General features: G+C 44.2%; 22 protein-coding genes. 12 read left to right on the top strand and 10 right to left on the bottom strand.

Features of this window, described 5'->3' with window-relative positions; genetic code table 11:
• Positions 1-209: 209 nt before the first annotated feature.
• Positions 210-440, bottom strand: a complete 231-nt coding sequence (locus KI655_RS14250; protein WP_285406183.1) for a carbohydate-binding domain-containing protein — start codon at positions 438-440, stop codon at positions 210-212.
• Between the two features lie 348 nt (positions 441-788).
• On the opposite strand from KI655_RS14250, the gene KI655_RS14245 reads away from it, so the two are divergent.
• Complete coding sequence (locus KI655_RS14245) at positions 789-2258, top strand: transglycosylase SLT domain-containing protein (protein WP_285406180.1); 1470 nt, start codon at positions 789-791, stop codon at positions 2256-2258.
• A 108-nt stretch (positions 2259-2366) separates the two neighbouring features.
• Here the strand turns inward: KI655_RS14245 and KI655_RS14240 are convergent, their stop codons facing one another.
• The gene (locus KI655_RS14240; protein WP_285406178.1) at positions 2367-2909 is read right to left on the bottom strand and encodes a DUF3332 family protein; all 543 of its coding nucleotides are present in this window, start codon (positions 2907-2909) and stop codon (positions 2367-2369) included.
• Positions 2910-3221: 312 nt separating this feature from the next.
• Here KI655_RS14240 and KI655_RS14235 point away from each other — a divergent pair, with 312 nt between their 5' ends.
• From KI655_RS14235 to KI655_RS14210, 6 genes are all read left to right on the top strand, one after another.
• Positions 3222-4127, top strand: coding sequence for a LysR family transcriptional regulator (locus tag KI655_RS14235; RefSeq protein WP_285406177.1), 906 nt, complete (start codon positions 3222-3224; stop codon positions 4125-4127).
• Between the two features lie 247 nt (positions 4128-4374).
• Positions 4375-4878, top strand: a complete 504-nt coding sequence (locus KI655_RS14230) for a GNAT family N-acetyltransferase (RefSeq protein ID WP_285406175.1) — start codon at positions 4375-4377, stop codon at positions 4876-4878.
• Positions 4879-4968: 90 nt separating this feature from the next.
• Positions 4969-5862, top strand: coding sequence for a transglutaminase-like domain-containing protein (locus KI655_RS14225; RefSeq protein WP_285406172.1), 894 nt, complete (start codon positions 4969-4971; stop codon positions 5860-5862).
• Positions 5863-5912: 50 nt separating this feature from the next.
• Positions 5913-6377 (top strand): acyltransferase, encoded by a 465-nt coding sequence (locus KI655_RS14220; RefSeq protein WP_285406169.1) that lies wholly within the window; start codon positions 5913-5915, stop codon positions 6375-6377.
• 96 nt (positions 6378-6473) lie between these two features.
• A complete protein-coding gene (locus tag KI655_RS14215) occupies positions 6474-6938 on the top strand; it encodes a GNAT family N-acetyltransferase (protein WP_261904220.1) in 465 nt (154 codons plus the stop codon).
• 18 nt (positions 6939-6956) lie between these two features.
• Positions 6957-7658, top strand: coding sequence for a lipoate--protein ligase (locus KI655_RS14210; protein WP_285406163.1), 702 nt, complete (start codon positions 6957-6959; stop codon positions 7656-7658).
• Positions 7659-7770: 112 nt separating this feature from the next.
• On the opposite strand, the gene KI655_RS14205 is transcribed toward KI655_RS14210, so the two are convergent.
• A complete protein-coding gene (locus KI655_RS14205; RefSeq protein WP_285406159.1) occupies positions 7771-9357 on the bottom strand; it encodes a BCCT family transporter in 1587 nt (528 codons plus the stop codon).
• Positions 9358-9808: 451 nt separating this feature from the next.
• Here KI655_RS14205 and KI655_RS14200 point away from each other — a divergent pair, with 451 nt between their 5' ends.
• Both KI655_RS14200 and KI655_RS14195 read left to right on the top strand, forming a co-directional pair.
• Positions 9809-12973, top strand: a complete 3165-nt coding sequence (locus KI655_RS14200) for a chitinase C-terminal domain-containing protein (RefSeq protein ID WP_285406156.1) — start codon at positions 9809-9811, stop codon at positions 12971-12973.
• A 236-nt stretch (positions 12974-13209) separates the two neighbouring features.
• Positions 13210-14685: a sensor domain-containing diguanylate cyclase gene (locus KI655_RS14195; RefSeq protein WP_285406154.1), complete on the top strand. Its 1476-nt coding sequence runs from the start codon at positions 13210-13212 to the stop codon at positions 14683-14685.
• Positions 14686-14735: 50 nt separating this feature from the next.
• Here the strand turns inward: KI655_RS14195 and KI655_RS14190 are convergent, their stop codons facing one another.
• Complete coding sequence (locus KI655_RS14190; RefSeq protein ID WP_032552699.1) at positions 14736-14990, bottom strand: YgjV family protein; 255 nt, start codon at positions 14988-14990, stop codon at positions 14736-14738.
• Between the two features lie 269 nt (positions 14991-15259).
• Here KI655_RS14190 and KI655_RS14185 point away from each other — a divergent pair, with 269 nt between their 5' ends.
• Together KI655_RS14185 and KI655_RS14180 are read left to right on the top strand one after the other, a co-directional pair.
• Positions 15260-15832 carry a DUF4136 domain-containing protein gene (locus tag KI655_RS14185; protein WP_285406150.1) on the top strand — a complete coding sequence of 191 codons (573 nt, stop codon included), beginning with the start codon at positions 15260-15262 and terminating at the stop codon, positions 15830-15832.
• Between the two features lie 165 nt (positions 15833-15997).
• Entirely contained in the window at positions 15998-17164 is a 1167-nt protein-coding gene (locus KI655_RS14180; protein WP_285406146.1) for a D-alanyl-D-alanine carboxypeptidase family protein, read from the top strand.
• A gap of 165 nt (positions 17165-17329) precedes the next feature.
• On the opposite strand, the gene KI655_RS14175 is transcribed toward KI655_RS14180, so the two are convergent.
• On the bottom strand, positions 17330-18229 hold the full coding sequence (locus tag KI655_RS14175; RefSeq protein WP_285406144.1) for a LysR family transcriptional regulator: 900 nt from the start codon (positions 18227-18229) through the stop codon (positions 17330-17332).
• Between the two features lie 107 nt (positions 18230-18336).
• On the opposite strand from KI655_RS14175, the gene KI655_RS14170 reads away from it, so the two are divergent.
• Entirely contained in the window at positions 18337-18708 is a 372-nt protein-coding gene (locus KI655_RS14170) for a DoxX family protein (protein ID WP_285406143.1), read from the top strand.
• Positions 18709-18760: 52 nt separating this feature from the next.
• On the opposite strand, the gene KI655_RS14165 is transcribed toward KI655_RS14170, so the two are convergent.
• The 5 genes from KI655_RS14165 to KI655_RS14145 form a co-directional block, all read right to left on the bottom strand.
• Positions 18761-20449 (bottom strand): RluA family pseudouridine synthase, encoded by a 1689-nt coding sequence (locus KI655_RS14165; protein ID WP_285406142.1) that lies wholly within the window; start codon positions 20447-20449, stop codon positions 18761-18763.
• A gap of 108 nt (positions 20450-20557) precedes the next feature.
• On the bottom strand, positions 20558-21175 hold the full coding sequence (locus KI655_RS14160; protein WP_285406141.1) for a glutathione S-transferase family protein: 618 nt from the start codon (positions 21173-21175) through the stop codon (positions 20558-20560).
• Between the two features lie 9 nt (positions 21176-21184).
• On the bottom strand, positions 21185-22210 hold the full coding sequence (locus KI655_RS14155) for an NADP-dependent oxidoreductase (protein WP_285406139.1): 1026 nt from the start codon (positions 22208-22210) through the stop codon (positions 21185-21187).
• Positions 22211-22328: 118 nt separating this feature from the next.
• Complete coding sequence (locus KI655_RS14150; RefSeq protein WP_285406137.1) at positions 22329-22916, bottom strand: TetR/AcrR family transcriptional regulator; 588 nt, start codon at positions 22914-22916, stop codon at positions 22329-22331.
• A 268-nt stretch (positions 22917-23184) separates the two neighbouring features.
• Complete coding sequence (locus tag KI655_RS14145; RefSeq protein WP_285406134.1) at positions 23185-23658, bottom strand: FKBP-type peptidyl-prolyl cis-trans isomerase; 474 nt, start codon at positions 23656-23658, stop codon at positions 23185-23187.
• Positions 23659-23691: the final 33 nt, after the last annotated feature.

Below are 23691 nucleotides of genomic sequence, written 5' to 3'. Positions count from 1 at the left end.
AAAACAAGCGAATAGTCATCAGAACCATAATTAAAGGCTCCTTTGGAGCCTTTCCTTCTTAGAGTAGCACTGATTTAATGACTCCAGCTGGAGTAGGCTTTGTGGTTCAACTGGAAAGTAGCGTTCGACTAGTTTGCTGGCTGATATAGCACTTCAGTCACTCTACTTGTTCTGTACTCTGGGATCGACCAATCTTTAAGGTCCACTTGTTAGCCTTCATTGGTAAGAACTATGTTGACTAAGTTACAAGAGGCGTAATCGGCCTGGAGTTCAGCACAAGCGATGCCGTTCTCTTTGCCATAGTTAGTGACGATCTCGAATGACATATCCAAATTGTTGGTGAGCTTATCCACTTGCGTTTGTGTGGGGTTGTGAGAAGGGGTTCCACACCCAGACAGGGCAGTGAAACAGTAAATAGCCAACAGTAATTTTTTTAACATGGTGATTCCAATGGGAAGAAAATTTCGGCGGTATTATGCAAGCGAGAAACGGCTGCTTGAGGAACGTTAGACTCACTTCTATTGCCGCCAAAAAGCGATATAGGATTACTCTATATCTACTATAGTTTCGGCCGTATTTCGGAAGAGAGAGTTTTCGGTATAATTCGACTCCCTCAATCACTAGCGCTATGAGATGATTTGCGCACTACGTTATTTTTACGATCAATCTACTCCTCACTGAAAAACGTTACGGCGACTTCCTCTCGTTAAACACTTCCTATATTGCATAAGTATTACTGAGGTTTTTGGCTTTATTGCATTAGAAATAGCGCTATAGGAATACTGCATATGACGAACTTTAAAGGCGCTTCACGCTTATCAAAGGCATTGATCTTTATCTCTATTCTTTCTAAGTCCGCTTTCGGTCTAGAAGTGCCAGATAACGCACTTGAATCCTATGTTGGTGATTTCTCGGCTTTGAAAGAGAAAGGCGTAGTACGTGTTTTAGTCTCTGGTGACATCGGTTTCTATCATATTGAAAATGGTAAACCAAAAGGGATTTTAGCGGAGCAAATCTATTACTTTGATCAGGCCCTTAAGCTGAGTGACCCACTGCTGCGCGTCAAGGTGATTCCGGTGGAACGAAGCGAATTACTTGAAGCTTTAAATCAAGGGTGGGGTGACATTGCTATCGCGAACCTTACGGTAACCGAAGAGCGTCAAAGGCTGGTGGATTTCAGCATACCTATTCGCCGCGATATCGATGAGGTGTTAGTGACAAGCCTATCTAAGCCTTCAATCAGCAATGTCACACAACTACAGGGAAAAGAAGTGTGGCTTAAGCAGGACTCTAGCTACATCAGTAGTGTTCAAAAATTGAATCAGCAGTTTGAGAAAAAAGGGATGGAGCCCATCTATATTCACTTGCTCAACGCGAACCTCCAAGACCTTGAACTCCTCGAGCTGATTAAGAGTGAGAAGATCACAGCAACCATTGTTGATAGCCATAAGTTGGAGTTGTGGGACAGTTTAGACAAGGGCATTAAGATCCATGAGGAAATCACCTTTAGAGAAGATGCAGATATCGCATGGGCCATTCGTAAGAACAGTCCTCAACTGAAAGCCCAAATAGACCAGTATTTGCAAGAATCGAAGCAGGGCACGTTACTCGGGAACGTGATTGATAATCGGTATTTAGACAGTGTTTCATGGATGAGTCGCGCCTCTAACCCACAGCAAAACCGACAACGAGACAAACTAGAAGCTTTATTTGTCTCGTATGGTGAGAAGTACGATATCGACTGGTTCATTCTTCTAGCGATGGCTTTTCAAGAATCAGGGCTCGATCATTCGAAAGTATCTCACCGTGGTGCCGTGGGTATTATGCAAGTGATGCCTAAAACGGCGCGGGATTGGTATGTGGATATTGATAATGTGCACGATTTGGAAAGTAACATTCATGCTGGAAGCAAGTATTTACGCTTTATTCATGATAGGTACTTTGATAAGCCTGAAATATCTGACATCGATAAGATTTACTTTAGCTTAGCTGCCTATAATGCTGGACCAGCTAAAATACGAAGAATGCGAAAATTAGCGGCGAAGCAAAGGTATAACCCAAATAAATGGTTTAATCATGTTGAGATTGTCGCAAGAGAGAACATAAGCCAAGAACCAGTAAAGTATGTCGCTAATATAAGTCGTTATTTTACGATTTATCAGCGCCTTGACGAATTTCAAGACACGCGAGAAGAGCAGTTAGGTAATATGACAAGGCAATTGAATATCAAGCGACTGTCTGACTATTTTGCTTATTAACAAGTGCCTGATTAATATAATGAATCAAAAAAGAGGTAGCGTTCTGCTACCCTTTTTCGTGTTATAAGCACTAACAATTGCTAGTTATTTTAATCACTCAATATGAGCTTATGATTGCTCCGCAGAAGCCATGTACATCTGCATCTCTTCTAAACTGGTTTTTGCGATAACTTGGTTATCAAGAGAGTAGTGGACTTCATCGCCAAAACGGTGACCAGTTAGTGTTGCACGTGTTCCGTCGTTGTACGTGAGTTCGACAGCAACTTCATCTTGATTGATAACTTTCATCTCACTGTGATCAATGACGTGCTTAGCCAATGGGTCGATAGGCGCGTCGGTTAAGCTTTCATCTAATTGGTCGTTAATGTCGATGTAAGTATCAACTTTAGTATCAAAAATGTGCGGCTTTTTATTGATTGGGTTTTTGCCTGTCCAGAATTCTAGTGAGTTAAACACAATGTAATCGGCAGCAACCGTGATACCGTAGGCAGGGGCTAGAAGCATGTTTAAGCCACCACGAGCATAACGGTTATCGACGGCTTTTACGTTGAATTCCATCAATTTACCCGTTACGGCATTACTACCTACGCAACCAAATAAGGTAACAAGGCTCGCTGATATAATTATCGGTTTTACAAATCGGTTCATCATTCTTTATTTCTATAGACGTATATTAAGGAGCCGATAATTATGTCAAAGTCATCAATCTTCTAATATAAAGCGTCGCCTATACTAGATATCAGGAAAACCTATATCTTTATATAAACCAAAGAACTAGCGCCGGCATTTGTGGAGTTTATCTGTCATTTTGGTGGTGGGCTAAGTCATATTCGTTAGCAGGTTTTAACAAAGCTCTGTCATAACCCTAACTGAAGTATGGAGTTAGGTTGGGATAATAACGAGTCAGTTAAACGAAATTACTTTCTACGTTTATTCATTTAAATGACTGCTTGAAGAGCCCGAATGAAACGATTTAACCTAAACCTCATCTATTACTTTATTGCGATATATGAAGAAGGAAACTTAACGTACGCAGCAGAAAGGCTCAATATATCTCAGCCTAGCCTCAGTGCTCATTTAAAGCAGCTTCGAGATGAATATCGTGATCTGCTGTTCGTAAGAAAGTCGTACACGCTTGAGCCGACGCCAGTCGCTAATGACTTGTATCCTATCTTTAAGCAAGCGCACAAGCTTGTCTCTCATTCACTGCCTGAAACGCATGATTTTGAACCGAAAGAGTGCAGTTACACGTTTAGAATTGCGGCGATGAGTATCTCAAGCAGTGTGATCTTGCCTCAAATACTAGACAGGATTCAGGAAGAAGCACCAGAGTGCGTTATCGAAGTTGTGAATATCAAAGAAGATATGGCAACCGACATTCGAGAAAAGAAGATCGATCTTGTGGTTGATTTAACCAACGCGCATCCAACCTTATTGAGCCAGGAAATTTGGGGCGACGAGTTGTGTATGGTCTGCAGCCAAAACCACTCTCAGATAAACGAGCAAGTGACTCTTGAACAGTATCTTTCAACAAAGCATGTCATGCTCACACACGATAACTACCGAGTGAACCAGTTAACTGAATTTCACAGTCCGATCTTTGCAGATCGTAAAGTGGCAAGAAAGCTCAATTCAATCGCAGACTTCTCAGACACCATCTACAACAGTGATTGGATAGCCACTTTCCCCAAAGGTGTCGCGAACGCCTATTTTGATAAAGACAAAATTAAGCTTCTAGAGCTTCCTTTTGAATACATCAAGCCTTCACTCAGTGTTTATTGGCACAGCAATCGGAATGATGACATCGTCAATCAATGGTTAAGAGAGTTGTTTACCAGCGAAGTTTTAACCTTGAGTTCCGAAACATAAGAAAAAATAGTCAACAAGAGCTCGAAGAAGCATTTTAAAAAAATAAAACAAGCGAATAGTCACTAGTGTAAAAAGCGTATAGGTTTAGGCCTATGCGCTTTTTTGTATGGTTGAATGACCAACGCGAATTACGGAAACCTAATTTAAATATTTGTTATTTATAGAAAATAGTCACAGGATGTGTTGCATATAAAGCAGGAGCGGCATACTCTGCCTATTACTCGTGATGCAATAAGGACAGTACGCAATGATCATCAACACAGATAGACTCACCATGGCTCAAATCACTACCGAAGACTGGGCCCTTTTTCAGTCTTTAAATCGTGAGCCAGAGGTCATCCGACTGTGCTTTGACGAACCATCACCTTCCGATATTAAAGAAGCTTTCGAATCTCGATTGCCTGCTTGGGATAAAGATTCAACACATTGGCTGTGTCTTACTATCACAAACAAAGAGACTGGCGATAAGATTGGGGTGACGGGCTTTCGTATGGTCGAAGGCGTTGCAGAAGTCGGTTATCTGATTTTACCAAAGTTTCATGGCTTCGGCTTTGGTACGGAGTCTTTAAAGGCTCTTATTAGCTGGGCAACCAAACAGCAAGGGATCACTTCATTTCAAGCTATTGTAACAGAGGGCAATATTGGGTCTGAGAAAGTGCTATTGAAAAGTGGTTTTTCACTCAAAGAGGTCGTTCCAGACGCTTACACCATTGGTGGCAAGCTCTACGCTGATCATATTTACACCCGCTAAAATCAATACTTAATCTTCAAAACCGTATTGTTTCCTTAAGCAAAACACGCCCGTTTTGAGCTTTTCACTTTTTGACAAGGACTGAAGTATATGGACGTCATGGAACATGCCGTTATTTCTGAGTTTGCTACACCATCTGAGTTTACCGACCTCACCAGTATTAAGTTGGACATCAAGCAAGTGCCAAATGATGTCGAGGGAATCTGTCAGTTTGTACAAGGAAACCTTATCCATGCTTATTGGTTAGAGCATTATGGCGTGGAGATAGACATTTCTATTCAGCGCACTGAAATGCAGACGCGATATGCGAAGGATTTGCTGTCGTTAGCCATGTCGAAATCAGGGCAAGCTGCACATGTCATCAAAGCGCCGAATCATAGGGTGGTCAGTATTTGCCGAGACTTCTCCCTTTTGGTGTGTTCTATCTTCAGGATGAAAGGAGTGCCTGCTCGTATAAGAAGTGGTTTCGCAGTGTATCTAGGGCCAGATCATTTCGAAGATCACTGGGTTTGTGAATATTGGAATGGTCATCGTTGGGTATCGGTTGATGCACAGCTCGATGGCGTTCATCAACGCATTCTGAAGTTTGAATTCGATCCGTGTGATGTTCCGTCATCTCAATTCTTAGTTGCGGGTCAGGCTTGGAAACTCGCTCGTGAAAACTCAGTACCAGCTGGGAAGTTCGGTTTTGCCGATTTTAAAGGGCTAGCCTTTATTAAAGCGAGCCTGATTCGCGACCTGTTCGCGCTGTCTAAATATGAAATGCACACATGGGATATAGGTTGGGGGATCTTGCCTCACTTTATGGCCCCAGTTTCTAATGATGATGAACTTCACTTACTCGATGAACTTGCCAAAGTGAGTTGTTCTGGGGACGCGACGCAGGCGCGCAAGTTGGTGGACTCGTGTGAAGCGATCAGGCTTCCTAGTGATTGGAACACCTTAAGGTTCCCAACATTGAGTGAGCTTTATGCTTCTTTGTAGCTTTTAGCCCAAATGTCACTGAACGAAAATCGAGTTCGATAAGGAAAAATATGCCAGCTCCAAGAATACTCAAAGCTCAAGTCATCGACATTGAATGTGGTGAGAACGTAACTATTATTGAGCCAGTAAACATTTATGGTTGTGAACTTAAGAACGACGTGTTTGTCGGTCCGTTTGCCGAGATTCAAAAGAACACGGTGATCGGTGAGCGTACTAAAATCCAATCACACACTTTTATTTGTGAATACGTGACGATTGGCAATGACTGCTTTGTTGGGCACGGCGTGATGTTTGCTAATGACCTGTTTAAGGAAGGTCAGCCAGATCCTAACCCAGAGAGTTGGGGGCGTACTGTGATAGCGGATAATGTCACGATTGGATCGAACGCAACGGTACTAGCCGTTACTATTTGTGAAGGGGTAGTGATAGGTGCCGGTAGCGTCGTTACAAAAGACATTACTGAAAAGGGTGTTTATGCAGGCAATCCAGCCAAAAAGTTAAGGGATTTGCTTTAGTATTTAAAGGATAAAGAAGTTTCCCAAGGACAAAGAAGCTGTTTATGATTCATAATAGATGGTATCAAAAACGGTCGTTAGAACAGAGAGTTACTTATGAACATCGTGACAGTCTACAGTGGTAATCAGCAGGTATATGCGAATTTGTATCAAGGATATGCGGCTGAGTTTTCAAAGATTATTGGAGACAAGCCAGACGAGTATGGCTTGTTTGAGATATACCCGACGCTTGGCGATAGCGTGACGGGGTATCTACTCTACATTGATGGTGTTCCTGCTGCTCTAACAGCGATTGAGACCAAAGCGCCAAACGAATTTGAGATTTGTGATTTTTACGTGGTGCCTTACTTCCGTAAAAACAAAGTAGGGAAACGGTTTATAACCGAGCTGTTTGAGCATCTAAAAGGCAGCTGGGAGATTAAGCAAGTATTGGGTGCAGACCATGCTGTGAAGTTCTGGAGAGAGGTGGTAAATGACTACACGTCAGGTAATTACGTTGAAGATCAGTACCAAGATGAGAAGTGGGGTTTGGTAACGAGACAGTGCTTTAATCACGATTAGTTGCAGAGGAAAAGTGCATTGAAGTTAACGAATAAACTTGTACGTTACCCGCACATAGATGTTGATCGTGCGTTTGAAAAAGAAGATGAGCTACTGCAGCAAATTCAATCTGGTGAGATTGGACAAGCCTTGTTGTTGTGGCAAGCAAAAGCGCCGACACTCGTTTTGCCTTCAGGTAAAAAGTGGCCAGTAACCTTAGAGTCTCGAAAACAACTTGAGGCGCAAGGTTGGCAACTCTCTTCGCGAAAAACAGGTGGCGCTCCCGTCCCCCAGTTGCCGGGGATTATTAACCTATCGCATATTTATCATTGGCCTAGTAATGAAGCCTACGACATCAAAAAAGCGTATCTACATCTATGCAATGTCTTAACTCTGTTTTTTAAAGACTTGGGCGTCGATGTGGATGTGCATGCGACTCCCGGCTCTTATTGTGATGGCGACTACAACCTCAATATCAACAAACAGAAAATAGTAGGTACGGCTCAGCGTGTTTTGCTTAAACGCGGTGGCGGTCAAATAGTCCTTTCGCAAGCCTGTATTTTGTTAGATGTCGACTTAGAGAGCAGTGTTGCGCCCGTTAATTTTTATAATCAAATCTGCGGTAATCCAACCGTAGTAGACCCACATGTTCATACTCTGTTGTCTGAGCATGTGAAGCCTCTGCCTAGCGTAGACTCACTTTTTCAGCAGTTAACTCAAGCCTTCATTAAGTATGCTTAGTACTAGTTTCTGACGCTGAAACAATGGAACCAATACAAAAAAGCCACTCAGGTGAATCACTTGAGTGGCTTTTTTATTCGAGACAATAAGCTTAAATAAATTGGCTTCGGTATTAAGCGATACCTTGCTCTTTTGCCATCTGTGTCGCGATCTTAGGTGCATGCCATAAACATGGTAGTAAGATGAATGATACAGGAACGGCAGTAATAACAATGAACGACTGTAGCGCAGATATACCGCCAGAGCCCATTGAGATAAGCGCAATGGCTACGGCACCCATGATGATGCCCCAGAAGGTGCGTACCGCTGCGTTTGGTTCTGTGGTGCCTGTCATAACCACACTGATGGTGTAGGTCATTGAGTCACCTGTCGTTACGATGAACGTGGTGGTCAGGATAAGGAACAGTATCGCAATCAGAGTCGGAAATGGCAGTTGTGCAGTGATAGCCAGTAATACAGCCGGAAGATTAAAGCCTTCAAACGCACTAGAAATCACACCAGGGTTTTCCAACTCAAACGCTAAACCGCTACCACCAACGATACTGAACCAAAAGCAGGTTACCAATGGAGCAACGATACTGATAGACACGATCATTTGGCGAATAGTGCGACCACGGGAAATGCGAGCAATGAAAATCGCCATCATCGGGCCATAACCTAAGAACCAACCCCAGAAGAATACTGTCCAGCCACCTAACCACGCTGTATCTTGGCGATAAAGCGCCATAGGGATGAAGTTATCAATCATTTCGCCCATACCTTGCAGGTAACCGTCGACGATGAAGCGCGTTGGGCCCACAACAAGGATGTAGCCAATTAAGCATACAGACAAGATGATGTTGTAACGGCTGACTAGTTGGATGCCCTTACTGACGCCACTTAATGCAGACAGTGTATACATCGCGATAGCAAACAGGATAACCACGCTTTGTGTCGCAAAGTTGTCGGCAAACCCGAACAATTCGCTCAGTGCGTAGCTAATTTGAAGTCCAAGGAAACCGATAGGGCCAATCGTACCAGCAGCTACTGCAACAATACTGCACGCGTCAACCACGTTACCAATCCACCCGTTAATGGCTTTATCACCCAGAACTGGGTAAAGCAGAGTACGAGGTTTTAGAGGCAGCCCTTTGTCGTAATGTAAGTGCATCAATACGATAGAAGATAAACCGCCTAAGATCGCCCAAGCAAGAAAACCCCAGTGCATGAAAGACTGTGAAAGTGCGTTAAACGCCATTGCTTGTGGATCAGCTTCACCGTACAAAGGCGGAGCAGAGACGAAGTGGGCGATAGGTTCAGCAGCAGCCCAGAATACGCCACCACCGGCGAGTAGGGTACAAAGAACAATCGACATCCACTTGAATGTAGACATTTCTGGTAGGGCAAGCTGTCCTAAACGAACCTGACCTGTACGGCCCAATGCTAACACTAAACCGAGAATAAAGTTGAGCAGCAATAGCACTTGCCAGTAAGCACCGAACCATTGAGTTGAGTAGCTAAAACCGATGTTAACCAGTTCAGATAAGGCTGAAGTGTTGGTAAAAGCGAGAACGACAAAGAGAGTTAAAAAACTGCCGCTGAGCCAGAACACTGGATTTCCAAGTTCTAGCTTTTCACCCAGAGATTGGGCTTTAGTGAAATTGATAGAAGTAGATTCTGCGTTGATGTTTTCGTTGGCGACTTGCGTCAAGTTAGACATTATTTCTTCGCTATATTTGGCCGTGAAGCCCGTGTATTTCCCGCACATCTCCCTTTGAAAATGTGAGGTTCGTCAAAAAAGTCGCAGATACTAACACATCTATCACCAGAAAGTCGGCGAATTCCAAAAAGAAATCCATTCAATCTATAAATCTCTACTTTTTGGTTACTTTAGGGGCATCTTGTCCTTGTAGGTAGTATGGGTAAAGTGTGTTTTGACTGTCTATTTTTTAGCTTTCCGAAATAAATTTAATATTAGTTGTCGGTGCAAAATAAGTGTCGAGTGGTTGCATAGTGTCAGCAAATAAATGCGAGTCATTTTATAAATAGGGAATGTTTAGGGTGCGAAATTGTCTTTGTTACCTACAGTTGTTTTGCGAAGAGATTTAAGTGGTCGTGATCTTGCGACTTGAATTAAATAACTTGAAACAACAACTTAAGGGATAGCAAACATGCACCTAAACCAAGGAAGAGTGGCCAAGAAGGTTTTTACACTCAGTACCCTCACCGCATCGTGTCTTATGGCATTTAACAGTTATGCGGCTGTCGATTGTTCCACACTAGAAAAGTGGGATTCAGCAACGGTTTATACTGGCGGTGATCAAGTCGCTCATGCCGGTAGCGCGTACAAAGCAAACTATTGGAATCAGAACAACAACCCAAGCGAGTTTGAAGGTGACTTCGCGCAATGGAAGGAAGTCGATGTGTGCAGCGGCTCTGGGGGCGGTACACCAAATGAAGCGCCGACAGCTTCGTTAACAGCACCTACTGCATCGGACGTGATCGTTGAGGGTGATGATGTCGTGTTAAGTGCAACGGCACTTGATGCTGATGGCAGTGTTGCTTCAGTAGAATTCTTTGTCGATGGTTCTTCGGTTGCAGTAGTGACAGCGGCACCATTTGAAGCGGCTTGGGCTGCAACATCGGGTAACCATCAGGTATCGGTTGTCGCGACAGACAATGAAGGCGCAGCGAGTGTCGCAAGTGCGGTATCCATTTCTGTTGATTCATTGCAACCTGGTAATGAAGCACCAACGGTATCAGTCGCACTTTCTGCGGCCTCTGTTGATGTGGGTGGCTTGGTAACACTCACTGCAACGGCTGCCGACAGTGATGGTACGGTTGATAAAGTCGATTTTTATGTGGCCGGTTCTTTAGTTGGAACGGCTGCAACAAGCCCGTACACGCTTGACTACACAACCACTCAAGCGGGTACTTTGTCTGTTTACGCCAAAGCGACCGACGATCAAGGTGCAACAACGGATTCAGCGTTGGCTTCTTTGAAGGTGAATGGTGCTCCAACGGTGAGTACATGTCGTCCTGATGGCTTGTATCAAACGCAAGGTGTCGATGTTCCTTACTGTACGATCTACGACGATGAAGGCCGTGAGAAAATGGGCGCGGATCACCCTCGTCGTGTGATTGGTTACTTCACCAGCTGGCGTGCAGGAGACGACCCTCAAGCGGCTTACTTAGTGAATGACATTCCTTGGGAACAACTCACACACATTAACTATGCGTTCGTGAGCATCGGTTCGGATGGCAAAGTGAACGTTGGTGATGTTAATGATCCAAATAATGCTGCGGTAGGGAAAGAGTGGCCGGGCGTAGAGGTTGACCCTGCGTTAGGCTTTAAAGGTCACTTTGGTGCGCTCGCTACAGCCAAGAAAAAACACGGTGTTAAAACACTAATCTCAATTGGTGGTTGGGCTGAGACTGGTGGTCACTTTGCAACAGACGGCAGCCGTGTAGCTGATGGTGGTTTCTACACGATGACGACCAATGCTGATGGCTCTATTAACCATCAAGGCATCGAAACATTCGCGACGTCAGCGGTTGAAATGCTGCGTAAGTATCAATTCGATGGCCTAGATATCGATTATGAGTACCCAACCTCAATGGCTGGTGCGGGTAACCCGTACGACAAAGACTTTATGGAACCACGTCGTCAGTACCTATGGGCTTCATACCAAGTACTGATGAAAGTACTGCGTGAGAAGCTTGATGTGGCGTCTGCTGAAGATGGCAATCACTACATGTTAACTATCGCGGCACCTTCTTCTGGTTACCTGTTGCGCGGTATGGAAACATTCGATGTCACTCAATATCTTGATTACGTGAACATCATGTCTTACGACCTTCACGGTGCTTGGAACGACCACGTTGGTCATAACGCTGCCTTGTTCGATACAGGTAAAGATTCAGAGCTAGCACAGTGGAATGTATACGATACAGCGGCGTATGGCGGTATTGGCTACTTGAATACGGATTGGGCTTACCATTACTTCCGAGGTTCAATGCCAGCGGGTCGTATTAACATCGGTGTGCCGTACTACACGCGTGGTTGGCAGGGTGTAACGGGTGGTGAAAATGGTCTTTGGGGCCGAGCTGCACTGCCTAACCAATCTGAATGTGCCGCTGGTACAGGTGAAGGCGAGAAGAACAACTGTGGTCACGGTGCGATTGGTATCGATAACATGTGGCATGATACCGACCCTAAAGGAAACGAAATGGGCGCAGGTTCGAACCCAATGTGGCATGCGAAGAACCTAGAGAAAGGCATTTGGGGTTCTTATGCGGATGCTTACAAGCTTGATCCTGTCAACGATCCAACGGATGTTTTAAGAGGGACTTACACGCGTAACTACGACAGCGTGGCGGTTGCACCTTGGTTATGGAATGCTGAAAAAGGCGTGTTCCTTTCTACGGAAGATAAAGAATCAATCAATGTGAAAGCGGACTACGTTATCGATAAGGAAATCGGCGGCATCATGTTCTGGGAACTGGCTGGCGACTACAACTGTTATGTACTTGATGCAGGTGATAACCGCACAACGGTTGATACCACAGAGCAAGCGTGTAACAGCGGTAATGGTGAGTTCCATATGGGTAACACAATGACTAAAGCTATCTACGATAAGTTTAAGTCAGCAACGCCATATGGAAACAAAGTCGCGACTGGCGCAATTCCTACAGAAGCGCTCGACATTGCAGTTTCGGTTGGTGGTTTTAAAGTCGGTGACCAAAACTACCCAATTAACCCTAAGATCACGTTCACGAACAACACGGGTCAAGCACTGCCCGGCGGTACTGAGTTCCAGTTCGATATTCCAGTATCTGCACCAGACAACGCGAAAGATCAATCTGGTGGTGGTTTGACCGTGATTGCTTCGGGTCATACTCGTGCGGATAACATCGGTGGATTAGACGGTACTATGCACCGCGTGGCCTTTACATTACCTGCATGGAAAGAGCTGCCTGCTGGTGGTGTGTATGAGCTGGATATGGTGTATTACTTACCAATTTCAGGCCCTGCAAACTATGCCGTTAACGTAGGTGGTGTCGATTATGCCTTCAGCTTTGAACAACCAGATTTACCTTTAGGTGATATCAGTTCTGGTGGCGGTAACCCAGGCGATGGTGGCACAACCCCTGGTACTTGTGATACTGCAGGCTTAACAGTGTACCCAGATCTGCCACAGAAAGATTGGGCCGGTAACCCAAGCCATGCAAACACGGGTGACCAAGTGGTACACAACGGCAGCATTTACCAAGCTAACTGGTGGACAAGTTCTGAGCCGGGCAGTGACGGCAGCTGGACTGTCGTCTGTCAATAAAGTGTGATGTTAGTTCTCGAATTTGAGAAAAAATAGTTACCAAGCATATATTTATAAAATAATAATTCGCCACGCTGATATTATCAGTGTGGCGTTTTTGGTCTTGGTCACATATCGATGAACCAAACGTTTTCGTAGGTAATCCCGTAATACATACCCCCTACTGTTTATGATATAAAACACGCTGCTTATAACGTAAAACGACACTGCTGGTAGTGAGGGCGTATGGGGTAGCTTTGAAAGTCAGACGCAAATACATTCTTAATGTTTCAATTGGACTCGCCATGGTCTCTTTGGTGTTGTCTGCAATTCAGTTTAATCGCACTAAAGAAGCGCTATTAGAATCAAACCAAGTCTTTTTTAATACTATCGTTAACGCAAGTTATGACATTGTCGATACGACAGTAAACGAAGCGATTAAAACCTACCTGAAAGGAGTTATTGATACTGCTCATTCCTACGTTGAAAGTCATAATCAGTTGCCGGAACATGAACAACTGGCCGATTTAGCCAATACATTAAAAGTGGGGCAGTCCGGCTATCTCTATTTGATCTCTCCTGAAGGCGTTCACCTATATCATCCATTTTTACAAGGTCAGGACAGGTCACAAATAGCGCATATCCAGCGACAGTTGGAGCTTAAAGAAGGGATTTCGCAGTATTACCATGCCAACCCTCATGAAGCTGGATTAAGGGCGAAAGTGGCGTATTCAAGAAAACTCCCTAGTGGTAATACCTTAGTTGCTTCCACTTATAAAGATGAACTCATGTTTCTTGTTGATCAGGTTCAATTGAAAGAGAAGTTGAGCAAATACGCGTACGGGGAGAGCGGCTACATCTATATTGTCGACCTTCATGGCCAGCGTATCCTTCAAAACAAGTTCGATAATCGTGCCTTCGATTCCGTTGTTGAGTCGACGTCTAAGAGCTTTATTGAACAAGTTCTGAATAAACGAGAAGGACACGTCAAGTTTGATCTGCAAAACGAATCTGGCGTAGCAACTAAGAATATCTTCTACAAGTTCTACCCTTATCTGAATTGGGTTATCGTCGCTGGTATTTCTGAACAAGAGTTAAAAAAGAATCACAGCTTGCTGTTTGTGAGTCTTCTGGCTCTGTTTGTCAGTTTGCTAGCCATCATTTCCGTGTTGGTTCTATATCTAAAGAATCGGCACCAGAAAATGCTTGAGCTAGCGAGCCTTGATTATCTGACCGGAATCAACAGTCGTCGAAGCTTTATGGAGCAGTTCAAAGCGAGAGTACAAAACGATCAGGTATCTATTGCGAATCTTGGGGCTATCTTGCTTGATATCGATCATTTCAAGCGTGTTAACGATGATTTTGGTCATGTTCAAGGCGATAAGGTGATTCAAGCCGTTGCGCTGAAGTTGAAAGAGTTTGAGACGGCAAACCGATTGATTGCACGCTACGGTGGTGAAGAGTTTGTTGTGGTAACTTTCGACTGTAATGAATCACAACTCGTGGCATTAGCAGAGGCGATAAGGATTGATGTAGCTAAGGTTCAAGGCTTGTGTAGAGAGATCACCATCAGTGCTGGATGTTGCCACGCACCATTAGAGCAAGGGATAGAAAATATCATAGAGAAAGCGGATGCTGCGCTTTATCAAGCTAAGGAAGCAGGGAGAAACAATACTCAGTGTTACGTAAGCGCTGACCCTGAATGTTTGTCTCACGTTAAACACTGTATATGAAAAAAGCCCGAACAATGCGAATTGCTCGGGCTTTTTATCAGATTCGGGTGCTAGGCTTTAGCAGCTTTTAACGCTTCCGTTTTTTTTTCCTTTTGCATTTTAGCAAGGAAATAAACGTTTACGATTGCGATGAAACCATTGGTCGCTACTACAGGCCATGCGTCAATCATTACACCGTAAGCAGTGAAGAGAGCACAACCAATAAAGTTAAGAACACGTAAGCGAACGATGTCTTTCATAGTTAATGAAATCGCAACCATAATAGATGCTGCGTAACCTAAAATTTCAACCATATTAAATTCCATTGTTGGACCCTCTTAGTTTTGCCGATACAGTGTCGGTACCAATCCTTCTCTTCATGAGATTATTGAGGAAGCTCCGTGCCTCGAATGGTCTGGTTTTGTTTAACTGGTGCTGACTATAGCAAGCCTTTTTTTGTGATAAAAGCCCCAAAACGAGCGAAAGTGAAGGTTAGCGATTACGCAAACGTTTAAAAGGTTTTTTGTTAATATAATTACTGAATGTGTTGGTGTGGAATTCAATCGTAGAACATATATCGAAAAGGAAGCGACAAATGAAATATAAAACTCTAAGCAAATTTTTGGTGAGTGCTATTTTGGCTGTTGGCTTGGTGGGATGTACAACTGAACCTGTACCGTTAAAGCATGATTATGGTGTGGTGACGAGTGGTGATTTTACCTTTATGAATCAGGGCGTACAGACGTATTTATGGCACCCAAGTTCTGAGCAAGCATACCTTTCGAAAAACTACGATAAGACGGAAGTGACCGATATTGTTCGTTCCGCCATAGAAAATCATCTTGCAAAAAAGGGTTATCAATTGGCGTCCAACGGTGTGCAAGGTGACGTGGTGATTGGCTTTGGATTAGCAGAAGAATCGGAGCTTAGTGATCAATCTATTTTGAATAAATTGAACCTATCAACGGGTGTTCCTTTTTACAATGAACAAGGCAAAAAGGCGGAGAAAGGGTCGTTATATGTGGTCTTCTTGTTGCCAAATAGCGCGGTAATACAGTGGCAAGCACTCGCACAATCTGGGATTCAAGGTGGCTTAACGCATTCCCAAATGGATCAGCGTATTTCGAGTTTTATCGATATGTTATTTAGAGATATACCTAATCGATAAAAGTATTTCTCTAATCAATAATATTGACTCAATATTCGAGCACAAATCGAGTTATTCGTTGAAATTTGTAACTAAAGGTTCATTTGAGTAAAGCAACGTAAAGTTTCAGCGTCTTTCTTGTGTATTTAGCTATACTGAACAAAACGTTAACTCAGGTTTAGTCTAATGAAATTGTTCGCTAAATATTCACTTTCTCTTTTTGGTTTATTGGCTGCGAGTAATGCTGTAATGGCAGCGCCAACGATTGTTCCTTCTCCCCCTAGTTTAGGCGCAAAAGGCTATGTCTTAATGGACTTCAACTCAGGTGAAGTCTTAGTTGAAAATAACGCTCATACGAAATTAAACCCAGCGAGTTTAACCAAGTTGATGACCAGCTATGTGGCTGGGCAAGAGATGAAACGCGGCAACATCTCAGCGGATGATAAAGTGAGAATCAGCGAGAATGCGTGGGCAAAGAAATTCCCAGATTCTTCGAAGATGTTCATCGAGGTCAACACTGATGTTGCGATGATGGATCTCTACCGCGGTTTGATTATTCAATCGGGTAACGATGCCAGCGTTGCTATCGCAGAACATGTCGCGGGCTCTCAAGACGCATTTGTCGATTTGATGAACTCATGGGCGGCGTCTCTTAAGTTAGAGAACACGCACTTTGCCAATGCCCACGGTCTAGATGCGGAAGATCTTTACTCAACCCCTTATGATATTGCGCTGCTAGGCCGTGCGATTATCCGAGACTTACCGGAAGTATACGGCTTATACAGCGAACGCTCGTTCAGCTACAACGGCATTACCCAACACAACCGTAATGGCTTGCTTCGTGATAGAAGCTTGAACGTCGATGGTATGAAAACGGGTTACACCTCTGGAGCGGGCTACAGCTTGGCAAGCTCTGCGACACAAGGCGAGATGCGTTTGATTGCGGTGGTGATGGGCGCTAGCAGCATTAAAGGTCGTGAGTCCGACAGCAAACAGCTACTAAGTTACGGTTTCCGATTCTTCGATACGCTAAACCCACATCAAAGTGGCGATCAGATTTCAGAAGAAAAACTGTGGTTTGGTGAGAAAGACACGCTAAAGTTGGGTGTTGATCAAGATACATACATTACTTTGCCTAAAGCCGATGGTAAGAAATTATCAGCATCGGTTGAGCTAACTTCGGATCTGAAAGCACCGATTGAAAAGGGTCAAACACTGGGTGTGGTTCACTACACTGTAGACGGTGAAGATATCCAAACTCAGCCTTTGGTGGCGCTTGAGTCCGTGGAACAAGGCAGCTTCTTTAAGCGCATTCTTGACCACATCAAGTTGTTCTTCGCGAGCCTTTTCTAAGTTTCACTGGTCTGACGCTCTGATTTGCTAGCGGTGTGAAGTAAGCGAGTGAAGTAAGAAAGCGCAGACAGCAATAGAAATTTGAACAGTTAACGGGCGGTATTCACTCTATATCCAGAGTTGATACCGCCCGTTTTTTATGACCTCAGTATAGCCTTGCTATTTTCACAGGGAGGAGTGTTCTGCGAAGTAGTCTGAGAGAAAGTCAATCAATGTCCTCAGTCTAAGCGGTAGGTAATCGCTCGGATGGTAGAGCAGGTACATAGGGAGTTTTTGTCGGCTCCAAGGTGTTAATACTTCAACCAAATCCCCTTGTTGGACTGACTCTTCTCCCATCCAACTTGGCAGTGCGCAAATCCCCAATCCCAATTTTGTCATGGTCAGTAGCGTTTCTGGGCTGTCTGAAGAGAAGTATTCATTAACTCGGATCTTGTTCTCTTGTCCCGATTTATCTTTAAAATACCAATCGTGTGATGGCTTCATCAGCGAATAAGTCAGGCATTGGTGAGCAGCTAAGTCGTTCGGTGTTTGGGGCGCGCCGAATTTATCAATGTAGTTTGGCGCAGTGTAATAGCGGACGCGGTTTTCAAAAAGCAGCTTGGCTTTTAGATTAGAGTCACTGAGTCTTGAAGCTCTGATCGCTAGATCCACGGTATGATCATTCAAGTTAATAAGGTTGTCGTTAACGCTTAGGTTGATACGAATCTTAGGATGACGCTCGATAAAGGCTTTTAACGGATGGACCAAGACTTGATTTGAAAAGGCCGAAGGTGCGGAGAGCTTGAGTTCACCCTCAACAGACTGTGATTCTCTGGTTAATTGCGCCTCAAAGCTGGTCATTTCATCGAGAAATCGCAAACAGTACGTTTGATAGTCACGGCCAACAGGTGTCAAAGCGATTTTGCGACTGTTGCGCTGAAACAGAGTGAGTTTTAGATTTTCTTCTAGCCACGCGATCTTTTTGCTGACAGCGCTTTGAGTCGTGCCCAATTCATTGGCCGCAAGCGTGAAACTATTGAGCCGCGCTGTGACCACAAATACCTTGATACAGTCGATTTTATCCATTTTCACATTCTAATTTGGAATTTATGCTATCTAAAAATTAGCATTTATCGGTCGAAAGTTGAATGGTTAAATATCCTCACTTTCTAGAGAAATAAAGGGTGATGAAGATGACTATTACGATTGTTGCAAGTTGGGTATTGGTTCTGTTTTTTGTATTAGCAAGCTCGATCAAAACACTGGCATGGCATCAAAAGGTATTTGAAACACAGCTAACCTTCTTTAAAAGCTATGGGTTAAATCGACAGATCATGTTCTTGGTGGGTGTTTTGGAGTTTTCAGGTGCGGTAATGCTAGTGTTGGGATTACTTGGTTGGGCACCAATGCTGTTTTCGATGATAGGTGCAACTTTGCTCGCCTTTGTCTCTGTTGGCGCACTCTATTTCCATGTACGTTTTGATACATGGCAGGCTGGTGTACCTGCCATGATAACTCTTTTATTGTCTAGCTATGTCGCGTCGCCAATTCTAGGTTTGTTGTAGGGTGAACTCTCAAACACGTTTATCAAACCAGAATTTGGAGTCAATGATTTAGCTAAAACTCACTTGGAACTTCGAACTCCATCCACTCCTCAGTAGTCGGATGGATGAGTTTAAGGTAACCCGCATGCAAGTGGAGACGGTCGCGTTTATATCCGTACAGGTCATCGCCAGTGATGGGCGTGCCTAAGCCTTCAGGGTGAGCACAATGTACACGAAGTTGGTGAGTGCGACCTGTTTTAGGGTAAAGGTGAACTTTAGTTTTGTCCTCGTTACGACGTACTACCTGCCAGCGTGTTTCCGCCTTTTTACCATGTGCTTGGCAAACCAGCTGCCTCGGTCGGTCTGTGATGTCTCCACGCAAAGGTAGGCTGATTTCACCACCTTCACCTTTAACGTCGCCATCCAACAGGGCGGTATAGCGCTTTTCTACCGTGCGTTCGATAAACTGCTTTTGGATGTGTCGGTTTGACTCTGCATTCAGAGCCAGAATCAACAAGCCTGAGGTCGACATATCTAGGCGATGGATGATCAGAGGTCCAGTGGCATCAGGGTAACGTTGTTTTATTCGTGAATAGACAGAGTCCTCGATAAACTTACCCGGAACCGACAGGAACTCGGCTGGCTTGTTTACCACCACAATATCGTTGTCTTCATAAACGATATCAAATTGTTTACCAACGGCAGGGTTGACGATCAATGGATTGTCTTCAAGTTCAATCCTTTCAAGTTGGTGCTCGAGTATCTCAAAGCTGCGACTCTGGCAGACAGGGTATAAGTTGCCATGCTGACGCACTTCTTGTTGTGGTGGGCGACCCCACCAAAATTCAGCCAAAGCTAAAGGTTTTAAGCCATGCTTGAAAGCAAAGTTGAGTAACTTGGGTAAGCAACAATCGCCAGAACCCACTAGCGCTTCTTTCCCATCCAATAACTCAAGCAGCGTTTTTCCCTGACGACCTTGGTTGAGAAATACATAGTTAGATAAACGCTGAGTTTCTAATTCCGCGGCAAGCTCAGCGTGTTGTTTACGCTGTTCGTGCAGTGTGGAATTAATGTGGTCGATCTCGGACTGCAGTAGAGCTATCGATTGTTTCCAGCGCACTCTTAGGTTTTTAAGATCGCGCTTTTCTTGACTGCTCTGAGCGCCGAGTTGCTTTATCACGTCAACGCTTGGTTCTTCTTGGCTCTGCGCATCAGGTGCGTTGTTTTTAGAGACTTCATAAGCAGCACGAATCGCATCACGCTCTGCTTTGTTGCCAGCCATCTGTTTTTGAAACGCTTCGATTTCTTGTGCTGATTGCAGTTTGGTTGCCTCTAGCTTAGTAGAGAGCTCATCAAGATTATGTTGTTGTTCAAATGTCAATATAGCTTTGGCTTGGTTGTCGACTTGTTGAATCAAGTCGCGACAGGTTTGATCGAAGTTTGCTTGGTTGAAAGCGGATGGCACAAAGTCGATCGAAGACAAGGCGTCTTTTAAACTGCTATCAGGTTTAAGACCAGAGTGTGCACTCAAATAACCGAGCTCGCCAGTCGCGGTATCTTGGGTCAGTAAAACAGCGTAAAGCTGCCCAATAGAGGCGTTATCAATACCTGCTTTGATTAAGCGTGCCTGCAAATCTGCCATTGCGAATTCACTCATTTTGCTCGGCGTATAGTAATACGGAAAGGTAAAACGGGTCGGCAGTGTCTGATTAAACGTAGACTCTGAAGCGAGTGGGGTGAATTGCAAGAAGCGTTGTGGCATGGGGCGAACTCATTGTCGATCGTTAGAGCTCGGTATTGTTGACGAAATGAGAGCAAATGAGAAGTCAAAGCTGATTAAAAGCGGCTTTGACTTCACTAGACCTAACTATTAGTTATGTTTTTGTTCAAGTTGTTCAGCTTTTTGATAGCTTGCATGTGACTTGAGACGTTCAGCATAGGCGACAAGATTAGGGTACGGAGCTGACACGCCAAAGTTCTCCATCGCTTCAACGATGAACGACATCATGAAGTCAGCACCAGTCAGTGTCTCTTCGACAAGGTAGGTTTTGCCTTCTAGAGACTGATCTAGATATGCCATGATTTTATTGTTTTCATCATCGGCGTACTGCGCTAAAAAGTTGGTTTCACAACCGTCTTTGGCGACAAAGATCTTTAGCAGTAATGGTAGAACGCCCGAGCTTTCTGCAAAGTGAAGCCACTGATTGTATTCGAGGTGCTCTTTGGTTCCTCTTTGTGGCGCGAAACGACCATTGCCATAGGTCTCGATCAAGTAATCTGTGATCGCACCTGACTCGGTAATCACGATACCTTGATCTTCAATAACTGGTGATTTGCCCAACGGGTGAACAGACTGAAGTTCTGGTGGTGCTAGGAATGAAACTGAATCACGTTGGTACGGCTTAATTTGATATTCAACGCCCAGCTCTTCTAGTAGCCAGATGATTCGCTTTGAGCGAGATTTATTTAGGTGGTGTAGAGTGATCATAGTTATTGCCTACTTTGCTTGATTAGTTTTGATGACGAGTTTTCCGAAGTTCTCACCTTTTAGGAGTCCCATAAAGGCGTTAGGCGCGTTTTCTAAGCCATCGACGACTTGTTCTTTGTATTGAATCTTGCCCTCAGAAAGCCACTTGGTCATCTGGCTGGCAAATTCGTTGTAGCGATGGGCATAGTCATCAAAAATAATGAACCCTTGCATCTTGATACGTTTTACAAGCAACATCCCCATCAATGCCGACATGCGATCAGGGCCGTCTGGAAGTGATGTCGCGTTGTATTGAGAAATAAGGCCACAAACTGGCACGCGTGCACCTGTGTTTAGCAATGGCATAACCGCATCGAAGACTTTTCCGCCCACATTTTCGAAGTAGACATCAATGCCTTTGTCGCACGCTGCGGCTAGCTGTTCAGCAAAATCATCCGCTTTATGATCGATACATTCATCAAAACCAAGTACTTCTTTTGCGTGACGACACTTCTCTTCTCCGCCAGCGACACCAATCACTCGACAACCTTTTAGCTTGCCAATTTGACCCACGGTTGCGCCAACGGGGCCAGTTGCTGCGGCAACAACTAATGTGTCCCCTTGTTTAGGCTGACCGATATCCAACAAACCCATGTAAGCAGTAAAGCCCGGCATACCCATAACGCCCAAAGCAAAAGAAGGGTGACTAGGGTTCATGCCAAGTTTCACTAAGCCTTCGCCATTAGATACGCCATAATCTTGCCAACCCGTGTACGCCAATACCCATTCGCCGACTTGGTAGTCTGAATGTTGTGATTGCTCGACTTGGCAAACTGTTGCGCCGACCATCACATCGTCAATTGCGACTGGATCTGCGTAAGATTTTGCGTCATTCATACGGCCACGCATGTACGGGTCAAGTGATAGGTAGATCGAGCGTAATAAGACTTCACCGCTATTAATACTTGGTTTAGTCACAGTCTCTAATCGGAAGTTCTGTTCTGTTGGTGCACCGACAGGGCGGGAGGCGAGTACGATTCTTCTGTTGTCAGTCATTGGATATCCTTAATGATGTCTGTTTATATTAGACCAGTCGTCTAGTGTTTGTTTCTAAAAATCCCGCCTATCTTATTGAGGCGGGAAAGTTATTGTTATGTTCGTGTCATTCGAGTGGCTAAGCTAGCGCGATGATACGTTTTGTTTCGTCAAAAGCGCTGTCTAGGGTATCTGGATTTTGGCTCAACTTACTTAACAGACTCGCGCCTAACCAGAGTGAATAAAGGTTTTTAGCGACTTGCTGGTGGTCTAATGAAGCAATCGACCCTTCTTTAACACCATTTTCTAAACACGTTGCCATTTGCTGAACCACACTGTCAGCACCTTTTTGCAAAGCGAGTCGCATTGAATCAGAAAGATCAGATACCTCTGCTGAGAGCTTTACAACCAAACATTTGTGAGCGTTGCAGACACCGTTTTGTGTGTCACGCCAGCGAGAGAGGTAATCTAACAGGCGCTCTGCATGATCGCCTTGCCCATGTACTAAGATAGACTCAATTCTTGTTAAGTAACTATCAAAGTAGTGCTCGATCAATGCCTCACCAAAAGCTTCTTTGGATTTGAAGTAGTGGTAGAAGGATCCTTTTGGAACATCGGCGGCTTTAAGAAGCTGTGAAAGACCAACAGCAGTAAAGCCTTGGTTGACGATAAGTTCGTAGCCAACATTTAAAATATGCAGGCGTGTGTCGTTTGTTTTCTGATTCATTGGGTCACTATAGTTAAAATTAGACCAGTCGTCTAGTGGGTAAATAAAAGGATCTGCATTCAGGTCGTTAGGTATAAGGTATTGAACGATAATGTGTTTAGAAGAGGTGAGCTTCTAGGTAAATGGATTGGGATAGATAACTAGATAGAGATGAGTAACTTGATAGAGATAGACAAGAAGATAGAGACAGGCGAAGTGAACAGAATAAAAGTATGGTAACAAAAAGCCCCGCCGTATTTGGGCAGGGCTTGTCGTTCAATTGATGTTGTTACTTAATAGCCAGTAACTCTACATCAAAGATCAATGTTGCTGATGGTGGGATTGGACCTGTGCCACCTTTGCCGTAACCAAGAGTGCTAGGAATGAACAGGCGAACCTTCTGGCCTTCAACCATATAAGTTAGACCTTCTTGCCAACCTTTGATTACTTGCTTAAGTGCGAAAGTGATTGGCTCACCACGCTCTACTGAGCTATCGAATACCGTGCCGTCAATCAGCGTACCGTGGTAGTGAACAGTGACTTGGCTGTTTTTAGTTGGGTGTTCTGTACCCGTACCTTCTTCAAGAACGAGGTATTGCAAGCCACTCTCTGTGGTTACAACGCCTTCTTTTTTACCATTTTCAATTAAGAACTGTTGGCCTTGTTCGAAGTTCTCTGAACCCGCTTTGTGGTTAGTCCAGGTACGGTAGATCATGAAACCAGCCATGATAAATACAATAATTGGAATGATAAATTTAGACATAGTTAAACCTGCTTATACACGTATTCTGTTATT

The sequence above is a fragment of the Vibrio sp. D404a genome (genome assembly GCF_030248535.1).
Lineage (GTDB): Bacteria > Pseudomonadota > Gammaproteobacteria > Enterobacterales > Vibrionaceae > Vibrio.
This window is presented reverse-complemented; position numbering and strand designations above follow the sequence as displayed.